General features: G+C 72.3%; 10 protein-coding genes. 6 read left to right on the top strand and 4 right to left on the bottom strand.

Features of this window, described 5'->3' with window-relative positions:
- Position 1 precedes the first annotated feature (1 nt).
- Positions 2-820: a universal stress protein gene (locus ACH34R_RS24170; RefSeq protein WP_397563790.1), complete on the bottom strand. Its 819-nt coding sequence runs from the start codon at positions 818-820 to the stop codon at positions 2-4.
- A gap of 220 nt (positions 821-1,040) precedes the next feature.
- Here ACH34R_RS24170 and ACH34R_RS24165 point away from each other — a divergent pair, with 220 nt between their 5' ends.
- The gene (locus ACH34R_RS24165) at positions 1,041-1,289 is read left to right on the top strand and encodes a DUF5988 family protein (protein ID WP_397563789.1); all 249 of its coding nucleotides are present in this window, start codon (positions 1,041-1,043) and stop codon (positions 1,287-1,289) included.
- A 74-nt stretch (positions 1,290-1,363) separates the two neighbouring features.
- A complete protein-coding gene (locus ACH34R_RS24160) occupies positions 1,364-2,023 on the top strand; it encodes a 4'-phosphopantetheinyl transferase (RefSeq protein WP_397563788.1) in 660 nt (219 codons plus the stop codon).
- A 22-nt stretch (positions 2,024-2,045) separates the two neighbouring features.
- On the opposite strand, the gene ACH34R_RS24155 is transcribed toward ACH34R_RS24160, so the two are convergent.
- Both ACH34R_RS24155 and ACH34R_RS24150 read right to left on the bottom strand, forming a co-directional pair.
- On the bottom strand, positions 2,046-3,902 hold the full coding sequence (locus ACH34R_RS24155; protein WP_397563787.1) for a hypothetical protein: 1,857 nt from the start codon (positions 3,900-3,902) through the stop codon (positions 2,046-2,048).
- A complete protein-coding gene (locus ACH34R_RS24150; RefSeq protein WP_397564067.1) occupies positions 3,887-4,663 on the bottom strand; it encodes an ABC transporter ATP-binding protein in 777 nt (258 codons plus the stop codon). The genes ACH34R_RS24155 and ACH34R_RS24150 overlap by 16 nt, the downstream gene beginning before the upstream one ends.
- 194 nt (positions 4,664-4,857) lie before the next feature.
- Between ACH34R_RS24150 and ACH34R_RS24145 the strand changes: the two genes are divergently transcribed.
- Together ACH34R_RS24145 and ACH34R_RS24140 are read left to right on the top strand one after the other, a co-directional pair.
- Positions 4,858-5,238, top strand: a complete 381-nt coding sequence (locus tag ACH34R_RS24145) for a hypothetical protein (RefSeq protein ID WP_397563786.1) — start codon at positions 4,858-4,860, stop codon at positions 5,236-5,238.
- Entirely contained in the window at positions 5,172-5,795 is a 624-nt protein-coding gene (locus ACH34R_RS24140; protein ID WP_397563785.1) for a LuxR C-terminal-related transcriptional regulator, read from the top strand. Before ACH34R_RS24145 ends, ACH34R_RS24140 begins: the two co-directional genes overlap by 67 nt.
- Here the strand turns inward: ACH34R_RS24140 and ACH34R_RS24135 are convergent.
- Positions 5,755-8,856 (bottom strand): response regulator, encoded by a 3,102-nt coding sequence (locus ACH34R_RS24135; RefSeq protein ID WP_397563784.1) that lies wholly within the window; start codon positions 8,854-8,856, stop codon positions 5,755-5,757. The genes ACH34R_RS24140 and ACH34R_RS24135 overlap by 41 nt on opposite strands.
- 158 nt (positions 8,857-9,014) lie before the next feature.
- Here ACH34R_RS24135 and ACH34R_RS24130 point away from each other — a divergent pair, with 158 nt between their 5' ends.
- Together ACH34R_RS24130 and ACH34R_RS24125 are read left to right on the top strand one after the other, a co-directional pair.
- Positions 9,015-9,728, top strand: coding sequence for a response regulator (locus ACH34R_RS24130; RefSeq protein ID WP_225878828.1), 714 nt, complete (start codon positions 9,015-9,017; stop codon positions 9,726-9,728).
- Positions 9,725-10,582, top strand: a complete 858-nt coding sequence (locus ACH34R_RS24125) for a glutamate ABC transporter substrate-binding protein (protein WP_397563783.1) — start codon at positions 9,725-9,727, stop codon at positions 10,580-10,582. The genes ACH34R_RS24130 and ACH34R_RS24125 overlap by 4 nt, the downstream gene beginning before the upstream one ends.
- Positions 10,583-10,706: the final 124 nt, after the last annotated feature.

The raw sequence follows: 10,706 nt of genomic DNA, 5'->3' as shown, positions 1-10,706 counted from the left end.
GTCAACGGCCGGTGCCGTGCACGACCGCGACCGGCTGGCCGGTGCCGTACAGCACGGCCTGGGTGGCCGAGCCGAGCGAGGGGGCGGCGGGCTCGCCCACCACGACCAGCGCGGAGTCCGTGGCGAGCGCGGCCAGGGCGCGGGCCGGTGGACGCTGGTCGATCCGGGTGCGCACCTGTACCTGCGGGTACCGTTCCAGCCACGGGGCCAGCAGCCGCTGGAAGCGGCGGCCGGTCTCGCGCCAGGTGTCCTCGTCCTCGGCACAGGTCCGTACGACGTGCAGCTCGCACCGCCGCAGGCACGCCTCCTCGAAGGCGAAGGCCACCGCTTTGGCGCCCGGCTCCTCCCCCACCCCCAGCAGCACCACCTGGCGGGGCGGGGCGGCCCCCGGCCCCACGACGATCACCGGGCCCGGCGCGTGCGAGGAGACGTAGACGGCCGTGGAGCCGAGCTTCGGCCGGCCGTGGCCGCCGTTCACCCCCCGGGTGCCGAGCACCACGAGCTGCGCGGCCCCCGCGTCGGTGAGCAGCGCCCCCGCGGCCGTGCCGCGCTCCAGCCTGGGCCGCACCACGAGCCGCCCGGCCATGTCCTTGGCCAGTTCGACGCCGTGCCGCAGGATCAGCTCGGCCGACTGCCGTACGGCGGCGACCGCCACCGGGTCGTCCAGGAAGCCGGGGATGGGCACCTGCCAGGCGTGGTAGACGACCAGGGGGGCGTACCGGAGCTGGGCCTCCCGCACGGCCCACCGCAGCGCCGCCTCCGCCGCCGCCGATCCGTCGTAACCCGTCGCGACCGGCCTGCCGGGATCTTCGGTCCGCATGGATCCCCCTCTCGCCGCGTCCTACCTCCTAGCCTTGCCGGAAAGGGCGCCTTGCCCACCTTGCCGGGCATGATTCTTGGCCGCGGCGGCCCGCGAGCCCCCGGCTAAGGGGTCGTCAGGGGTGAGTAGGGGATGTTCGGCGGCGCCGTTGTTCGTCACCATGGCAATTACGAGGTGACGACCCGCGCCAGCGGGCCCGGCCGACGAGGAGTGCCTGCCCATGAAGAAGCACATCATGCTCACCGCCCCCTCCGCCGACGACGGCACCCCGGACGGCCCGGTCGATGTGGTGCTGGAGGGCGGGCCCGCGCATCTGCCGCGGAGTCTGCGCGTCGAGCCGGGCGAGGCGGCGTCCGGCCGGCTGAAGATCGCCAACGGCGCGGGCTACGAGCACTACGAGCGCGTCCGGGAGAGCGACGCCGGGCCCTGGGTGTTCCGCTGGATCATGCGGACCAGGATCGCCGAGTAGCCGGCGCGCTCGCGAGCCGGGCACCGGCCCGCCTATCGTGAGATCGTGCATGCCCCCCGGATGAAGAGGTCCGATTGATCGAGATCATCCTGCCCCCCACGGTGGTCGCGGTGGACACCACCGGCGACCCCGCCGACGCCCGCCTCTACCCCGAAGAGGAGGAGGTCGTCCGCAAGGCGGTCGACAAGCGCCGCAGGGAGTTCACCACGGGACGCACGTGCGCGCGGCAGGCCATGGGCCTGCTCGGCCTGCCGCCCTCGGCCATCCCGCAGGGAGCGCGCGGCGAGCCGGTGTGGCCCGCGGGCGTGGTCGGCAGCATCACGCACTGCGCGGGCTACCGGGGCGCGGTGCTCGGCCGTACCTCGGACGTCGCCGCGATCGGCATCGACGCCGAGCCCAACGACAGGCTGCCGGACGGCGTGCTCGACGCGGTCACCGCCGAGGGCGAGCGGCGGGCGATCACCGAGGCGCTGCGTTCGCATCCCGGCGTCCACTGGGACCGCATGCTGTTCTGCGCCAAGGAGACGGTCTACAAGGTGTGGTTCCCGCTGGCCGGCCGGTGGCTGGGCTTCGAGGACGCGGAGGTCGTCATCAACCCGCTGACCGGCACGTTCGAGGCTCGGCTGCTGGTCGAGGGGCCTTCGGTGAACGGCGGCGCGCTGAGCCGGCTGACCGGCCGGTGGCTGGTGAAGAACGGCCTGATCCTCACCGCCATCGTGCTGCCGGCCGGGTAGCCGCGCTCCGCCGTCCATCAGGTCAGGCCGGCTCCCGGCGGACCGCCGCCGACCTGGCACGCAGCGCCCTGCTCTCGGTGAGGTAGACGCCGCCCGCGATGACGAAGGCGACCGCGCCGAGCACGACCATGATGGCGATCACCGGCCACTGCCACACGGGCGGCAGGTGCAGCGCGAGGAACCACACCGGCGCGATCTCACCGGTGACCTTCATCCCCAGCGGCACCAGGCCCTGCGGGAACAGCGCGATGCAGCCGATCAGGAAGCAGGCCCACAGCAGCGCCCTGCGGTGGCCGGGCATGGCCTTGAGCACCGAGGTGTCTTCTGCGACCTCGGCCTGCCGCTCCCGGCCCGAGCGCATCAGGTAGAGCAGTTCGGGGCCACGCGTGAGCAGCCTGGCCGCCGCCGCGCGGCCGAGCCACCAGTGGCAGAGCACGCCGGTCACGACGCCCACCGCGACGCCCGCCCAGCGCAGCGCAGGGACGCCGAGCATCTGGCCGGCCAGGGCGGTGCCCAGCGCGGGCAGGGTCAGGGCCAGCACCAGGAACAGCGTCACGAAGCCCTGTCCGGTCACATCGCCGTGGTCGAGCGGGCTGTCCTTGCTGCGGTGCGGGTCGGGGCCCGGTACGAGCTGGTCCACCCCGACGAACACGACCAGGCCCGCGCCCGCGCCGAGCGTGGCGGTCAGGGCGGTCAGGGCCCATGGCCACATGCCCTGGTCGCCGTGCCACAGGGTGCCCGCGACGGTGAGCACGGCGGCGGCCGGGGCCACGAACGTGAGCCACGCGAACTGCCTGCCGCGTACGTCGGCCCGCTCGGTGCCGGGGGTCATCAGCGTCAGCCACAGCGCGGTGCCGTCCTGGCCGTACAGGTTGGCGCAGGTGGCGGCGGCCATCAGCGCGGCGAGCGCGCCCGCGAACGGCAGCAGCGCGGTCGAGCCGAACAGCAGCGGCAGCAGCGCCGTGAGGATCGCGAACGCGGGCGCCACCACCAGGCTCTGCACCCGCAGCGCGTCGCGCCGCCAGGTGCGCAGCTCCTTGCGGTACACCGCACCGGTGGCGGTACGGGCCGTGACGCGCTCGCCCGCCGAGCCCCGGACGACGGTACGCGCCAGGCCCTCCGAACCGAGCAGCCGGCTCCACAGCAGCACCAGCAGGGCGAGCAGCACCACCAGGCCGCCCAGGGCGAGCCCCGCCGTACGCCAGTCGGACCGGGCCGCCGCCTCCACGGCCATCAGGCCCCAGCTCGACGGGAGGGCCCGGATGATCCGGGAGAACTCCGGCGAGAACCCGGTGACCAGCACCGAGTCCACTGCGATGAACACCAGCCAGCCGGACTGGGCGAGCACCAGCATGGCCGCGGTGATCAGGCCGGTGACGACCGCGCCGGTACGCGACCTGGCCATCGCCCCGAAGACCCACGCCGTCACCCGCGACAGCAGTACGACCAGGGCGAGCTGGAGGAACATCGCGGGCACCGCGACCACCGCCGAGGCCGCGCCCAGCCTGGCCCCGAACACGACCAGCGAGGCGAACGCCACCAGCGACACGAGCGCGCCGATCCCGGCGAACGCGGCGGCCAGCAGCCCGACCGCGAGCCGGCCCCTGGGCACCGGTTCCAGGGCGAAGTGCGCGGCGCGCAGCACCGGCTGCCCGCTCCAGGCCGGACCGAGCATCCAGCCGAACATCCAGATCGCCAGCACCACCGCGAGCAGGTCCATCAGAGCGTCGGGCCGGGAGAAGCCGAAGGTGGCGACGGAGATCGTCGCCGCCGCCACGGTGAGGCCGATGAGCGCGCCGGTGAGCATCCAGGTGGCGCGCGACCCGGTGGCGGAATGACGGATCAGCGCCAGCTTCATGCCGATCAGGACGCCAACCACGACAGCCCCTCCCCGCCGCCGATCTCGACCTCGACCAGTTCGACGAAGGTCTCTTCCAGCGACTTGCCGCCGCGCACGGTGTCGAGCGGGCCCTCGGCCACGACGCCGCCCTTGGCCATCACCGCGACGGTGTCGCAGAGCTGTTCCACCAGGGCCATCACATGGCTGGACAGGATGACCGACCCGCCCCCGGCGACGAACCTGGTGAGAATGCGCTTCAGGGTGGCGGCCGAGACCGGGTCCACCGCCTCGAACGGCTCGTCGAGGACGAGCAGCCTGGGACCGTGCAGCAGCGCCGTGGCCAGGCCGATCTTCTTGCGCATGCCGGTGGAGTAGTCGACGACCAGCGTGCGTTCGGCGTCGCCGTCCAGCTCCATCAGGGCGAGCAGTTCGCCGGCGCGGCCGGCCACGGTTCCGGCGTCCAGGCCGCGCAGGCGTCCGAGGTAGGTGAGCAGTTCGCGGCCGGTCAGCCGTTCGGGCAGGGCGAGCCCGTCGGGCAGCACGCCCATCAGCCGCCGCGCCTTCAGCGGCTCCTTCCAGACGTCCACTCCGAACACCAGTGAACGGCCCGCATCGGGGCGTTGTAAGCCGACCGCCATGGAAAGCGTGGTGGTCTTACCGGCCCCATTGGGCCCCACCAGACCATAGAAGGAACCGGTCCGTACCATCAGATCCACGTTTTCGACCGCGGTGTAATCGCCGAAGACCTTGCGCAGGCCGGCGACCTTCAGCGCGGCTGCCTTATCACCCTCGGCGGATATCACCGCGCCGCCGGTCGGTTCGGCTCGCGCGTTCACTCGGATCTCCTCGGCCTTTTTGCTGGGGGATGATTCACAAGGGCATACTGCCGGGTTTTTCCAAGGTGTTTCCACCCCTATGTCCACCGGCGGAGTACCGCCGAATGTCCCCCGTGGCCGGACGTGCCGCTCCCTCGCCCCGGGCCACGATGTCGGCCATGAGGAGAATTCAGGAACGTTTGGGGCCATGGGTGCTGCTGATCGCGCTGGTGGTGGCGTTCGCGATGGTCGGCGTGATCCTGCTGACCCAGGTCCACTACGCGTCGTGGCAGTACGTCGGCCCCGGGGAGATGGACGCGGTGCATCGCCACTGGGCCACCGCGGCGGTCCAGGCGATCATCCATCCGCTGTCGGTCTTCAGCGGGATCTGCATGGTGGGGACCGTGCTGCTCCGCCATCCGCGCGTGTCGTGGTGGCTGGCCGGGGCCGCCGCGGGCGTGCAGGTCACCACCTTCGCCACCACGATGCTCATGTGGTCACGCTGGCAGCACGAGATCGGGCGGACCGGGCGGGTACGGCTGCCGGACGGCTGGTGGTGATGGACATCCGCATGCCGGACATCGACGGCATCGAGGCGGCCCGGCTGATCGCCGCGGACTCCGACCTCGCGGGCGTCCGGGTGCTCGTGCTCACCACCTACGACACCGACGAGAACCTGGTGGCCGCGCTGCGGGCGGGGGCCAGCGGGTTCGTGGTCAAGGACATCCGGCCCGCCGATCTGCTGGAGGCCATCCGCGTGGTGGCCGCGGGCGAGGCCCTGCTGTCCCCGGGCCCCACCGCCACGCTGATCGCGCACTTCCTGCGGACCCCCGAGCCCTCCCCCGCGGCCCACGCGGTGAACACGCTCACCGATCGGGAACGCGAGGTGTTCGCCTTGATCGCCCGTGGGCTCACCAACGGGGAGATCGCCGAGACGCTCGTGCTCAGCCCCCTCACCGTCAAGACGTACGTGAGCCGGATCATGACCAAGCTGAACGCCCGCGACCGGGTCCACCTCGTCATCGCCGCCTACCAGGCCGGGCTCGCGGCCCCGGCCCCACCGGCCCCGGAGGGCGTCAGCCCGACGCGTTCATCGACTCGCCGAGCCTGGCGGTGACGGCGTCGAGTTCGCCGTCCAGCTCCGATGCCGCGCCGGTGAGTTCGGGGCCGCCGTGTCCGTCGCGGGCCAGGTCCTCGACGCGGCGGCACAGCCGGGCCGCGACGGGCTCGCCCACCGTGGCGCAGGTGCCGGCCAGGCGGTGGGCGAGGGCGGCGGCCTTGGGCAGGTCGCCGGCCGCCACGGCGTCGGCCAGGTCCCGGCGTACGGCGGGCACGGTGGCGGCGAACGCCTGCGCGATGTCCGCCAGGTCCTCCGGCGTCAGCCCGTCGATCCCGGCCGGGCCCTGCTCCGCCGCGGCGTCGGATCCGGCGTCCTCCGTCAAAAGCCCGGCGTCCGCCTCCGGAGGCTCGGCCTCCTCCTGCTCGATCCAGGTGGGGATACGGGCCAGGACGTCCTGCCAGTCGACCGGTTTGGGGAGGTGGTCGTCCATCCCGGCGGCCAGGCAGCGGGCGCGGTCGGCGGGGCTCGCGGCGGCGGTCATCGCGATGACCGGCGTACGCCGGTGCGGGCCTTCCTCCCGGCGCAGCCGCTCGGTGGCGGCCAGGCCGTCCATCACCGGGAGCTGGCAGTCCATGAAGACGAGGTCGTAGTCGCCGGAGAGCACCATCCGGAGCGCCTGCGGCCCGTCGCCCGCCACCTCCACCCGGTGGCCCGCCTTCTCCAGGACCAGCCTGGCCACCTGGCGGCTCACCTCGTCGTCCTCGGCCACCAGGATCGTCGCCGGAGCGGCGGGCGCGGCGGTGAACTCGTCGGCCACGGGGGTGTCCCGCGCGATGAGCAGGGCGTTCTCCACGGCGGCGAGCAGCCGGCGGCGGCTGGCCGGGCGGGTGACCGACTGGACCGAGCGGTCGCTGCCGTTCGGCGCGGACGGCCACTCGTGCCGGGTACGGCCGGGCGCGATCAGCACGATCACCCCGGTCTCGGCGAACAGCGGGTCGGACAGCACGGCGTCGGCGAGTGAGCCCTCGTCCTCGTCGGCCGCCACGGCGTTCATGTCCAGGTCGATCACGGCCAGGTCGTAGGGGGTCCCGGCCTCGGCGGCCCGGCGCAGCGCGGCCAGGGCGCCGGGGGCGACCGCCACCTCGTCGGTCCGCAGGCCCGCGCCGCTGAGGATGCGCGCGGTCAGCACCCGGTCGTCCGGCGTGCCGTCCACCACCAGCGCCCGGCGGTCGCGCAGCGCCTCCATCTCGGGGGGCGCCCAGGTGATCACGTCCAGCGGCACGGTGACCCAGAACCTGCTGCCGACGCCCTCCACGCTGTCCAGCCCGATGTTGCCGCCCATCAGCTCGGTGAGCTGGCGGCCGATGGCCAGGCCCAGGCCGCTGCCGCCGGTGCGGCGGGTGATCGGCGAGTCCACCCGGCGGAAGATGTCGAAGACCTGCTCGCTGTCGGCCGCGCCGACGCCCACGCCGGTGTCGGTCACGGTGAACCGCAGCACCGCGCGGACGTCGCTGATCCTCCGCTCCAGGCCCACCTCCAGGCGCACGCCGCCCTGGAAGGTGAACTTCAGCGCGTTGCCGATCAGGTTGCTGATCACCTGGCGCAGCCGTACCGGGTCGCCCGCGACGTGCTGGGGGACGTCGTCGGCGAGGTCGAGGGTGAGCCAGAGCCCCTGCCGGTAGGCGTGCGGGGCGAGCGGCGCGATCAGCTCGTCACAGAACCTGGGCAGGTCGAACGGCACGGTGGAGACTTCCAGGTGCCCGGCCTCGATGGTGGACAGGTCGAGGAAGTCGTCGAGCAGGCGCAGCAGGTTCTGCGCCGAGTCCTGGGCGGTGCTCACGTAGTGGCGCTGCTCGTCGTCCAGGCGGGTGCGCAGCAGCAGGGAGTTCATGCCGAGCATGCCGTTGATCGGGGTGCGGATCTCGTGGCTGACCTTGGCCAGGAACTCCGACTTGGCCTTGGACGCGCTCACCGCCTCGTCGCGGGCGGCGGCCAGCGCGTCGGCGTAGACGGCCAGCGCGCGCTGGGCGCGGCGACGGTCCCTGGTGGTGTGGATCTGGAGCGCGAGCCCGGCCAGCAGCATCAGGGCGACCAGCGCGGCCACGGTGAGCAGGCTGGTGCGCAGCCGGTCCGCGGACGACAGGGCCTCGGCGGAGGGCACTTCGGCGGTGACCGTCCAGCCGATGCCGGGGATCGGTTCGGAGGCCGAGAGCACCGGCCCGTCGTAGCCGATGTAGTCGGTGGACCAGCGGCGGCCGGCCAGCGCGGCGTCCACCCGGGGGTCCTCGCGCAGCGAGGTCAGTCCGACCAGCTTGCGCCCGTAGTCGGCGACCAGCACGCCCGCCTGGTCGGTGATGAGCAGCCGGATGCCCTGGGCCCTGGCCGCCTCGTAGGTGAAGTCCTGGATGGCCTCCAGGCTGTAGACGACGACGAGGATGCCGGCGATGCCGATGCCGCCCGCCTTCGGCACCGGCGCGGCCACGGCCACGGCCCGGATGCGCCCGCGCGGGGGCGTGTACGCCTGCGACACGTACGCCTGGTTGCGGACGAGGACCGCCTGGTACCAGTCGGTGGCGGTGAAGTCCTGCGGGAGCCCGCCGGGCGGCGCGGCCCCGATCGTGTAGCCCTCCGGATCGATCAGGATCACGCCCGAGACGCCGGAGCGCAGTTGCCGTAGTTCCTCGCGGTAGCCGGCCACGGCCTCCTGCACGTCGAGGCGCGGCGCCCGACCCGCGCGTACCCCGCCCGCGGAGGAGGTCACCACACCGGCGATCTCCGGCCGCTGGGCGAACGCGCTGACCAGTTGCTTCAGCGACAGCATCTGCTGGTCCACCACGACCCTGCTCACCGCGGCGGTGGTGCCCACCCGCTCCCTGACCTCGTCGCTCACCGCGTCTTCCGAGAGTTGAACGCTGGACGAGGTCAGCAGGCCGAGCGGCAGCAGCCCGAGCAGGAGCCACATGACGATGACGGCGAGCAGCCAGTTTCGATAGTTGTCGTCGTCGATGCCCTGTGAATCCTGTGGAACCTTGGCAACGCGTCCGCCGCTGACGTGTGTCCTGGTACGGTGCGCCAGGCGGCCCGAGCGCCGAAAGAGTCGGAAGACCAGTATCCTCACCTCCCCCGAGGCTGTCGGGGTCCGATATTAGGCGGATCGGATCGGAGGGGCGGGTCAGGGTGAGCAGAACGAACTAAAGCCCCAAGCAATAACATCGATATACATAAGATGACACGATCGAAAAATAGAAGGTCCAGTCCCTTCACCTGGATGCGGCGATGACGATGACCATCGGAACTCCCCCTGGCTCGAAGGACATCACGGTCCTCATCGTCGATGACGATCCCGTCGTCACGACCGCGCTCAAGGCGCAGGTCAATCGTGTTCCGGGATTCAAGGTGATCGGGGTCACCCACACCGGCCGCGCCGCGCTGGCCGCCGTGCCCCGCCTCGTCCCCCGGCTGGTGCTGCTCGACCTGTACCTGCCCGACCTGCCGGGCCTGGAGGTCGCGCACCAGCTCAGACGGCCCAACCAGCCGTCCACGGACGTCATCGTGATCTCCGGCAGGAAGGAGTCCGGCGCGGTACGGGCCGCCATGCAGCACGGCGCGCTGTACTACCTGGTCAAGCCCACCAGGATGGGCACCCTGGAACAGACGCTCACCCGGTACGCGGCGGCGGTCGACCAGTTCTCCGCGACCGAGGCCACGGTGGACCAGGAGGAGATCGACCGGATCTTCCGCTCGCTGCACATGGACCAGGTCGCCCGGCCCAAGAGCATCTCCCAGGAGACCGAGCACGCCGTGCTGGGCGCGCTGGAGTCGGCCGGGGCGGACCTGTCGGCGAACGAGGTGGCCCAGTCGATCGGGATCAGCCGGGCCACCGCGCGGCGCTACCTGGAGTACCTCTCCGAGCGCGGGCACGTCGAGGTCGGGCTGCGGTACGGGCCGAAGGGGCGCCCGCAGCACAGGTACTGGATACGGGTGACGTGAGGCGGGCGAGGTTCGCCGCCCGCGTCGTGCGCGCCGCGCTCGCGGCCGTGGCGGGGGCGCTGCTCGGCACGGCCTGCACCGAACCGGCGGTGGCCCCGGGCTTCCCCGACGAGTCCACCAGGCAGCGCATCGAGCGGCGCGGGGTGCTCACCGTGGGCATCAAGTTCGACCATCCGCTGTTCGGCTTCAAGGACCCCACCAACGGGCGGATCACCGGCTTCGACGCGGATCTGGCCCGCCTGGTGGCCAAGGACCTCACCGGCAGCGAGCGCAACGTCCGGTTCATCGAGATCATGCCGCGCGACCGGGAGAAGTTCATCCAGCAGGGCCTGGTTGACATGATCGCGGCCACCTACTCGATCACCCCGCAGCGGGCCGCGGAGGTCGGTTTCACCGACCCGTACTACTACGCCGACCAGGACATCCTGGTACGCGCCGACGACACGAGCATCAGGGGCGTGGACGACCTGGCGGGCAAGAGGGTCTGCACGGCGGCCGGCTCGACGTCCGAGAGCCAGTTACGCGTCCGCGCGCCGCACGCCCACCTGGAGATCGTCAACTCCTACAGCGAGTGCACCCACGCGCTGGTGTCCGGCCGGATCGACGCGATCAGCACCGACGACAGCATCCTGCTCGGGCTGATGAGCCTGCGCCCGGACAGCGTGCGGCTGGTGGGCCGGACGTTCGGCAGGGAGCTGTACGGCATCGGCGTACGCCGCGAGGACCACGACTTCCGGCGGTACCTCAACGGGCTCATCACCCAGTACCTGCGCGACGGCCGATGGGACCGGGTCTTCCGCGACACCATCGGCATCACGGGCGCCGACCCCGACCGCGCCAAACCGGCCCGCTGACCGGCCCGCCGACCGACCTGGGGATGGTCGCGGGATCGGGCGACATGGGGGCCGGCTCTGATTACGAGCGGCGACACGGCGGTACCATCACGGCACCGGAACAACCGGAGGGAGGGCGTCAACG

The sequence above is a fragment of the Spongiactinospora sp. 9N601 genome, assembly GCF_044326295.1.
GTDB lineage: Bacteria > Actinomycetota > Actinomycetes > Streptosporangiales > Streptosporangiaceae > Spongiactinospora > Spongiactinospora gelatinilytica.
This window is presented reverse-complemented; position numbering and strand designations above follow the sequence as displayed.

Bases quoted from the DNA above. Each gene is read 5' to 3' on its own strand.
- ACH34R_RS24130 (WP_225878828.1), top strand. From the start codon at position 9,015: ATGACGATGACCATCGGAACTCCCCCTGGCTCGAAGGACATCACGGTC.
- ACH34R_RS24165 (WP_397563789.1), top strand. From the start codon at position 1,041: ATGAAGAAGCACATCATGCTCACCGCCCCCTCCGCCGACGACGGCACC.
- ACH34R_RS24145 (WP_397563786.1), top strand. From the start codon at position 4,858: ATGAGGAGAATTCAGGAACGTTTGGGGCCATGGGTGCTGCTGATCGCG.
- ACH34R_RS24170 (WP_397563790.1), bottom strand. From the start codon at position 820: ATGCGGACCGAAGATCCCGGCAGGCCGGTCGCGACGGGTTACGACGGA.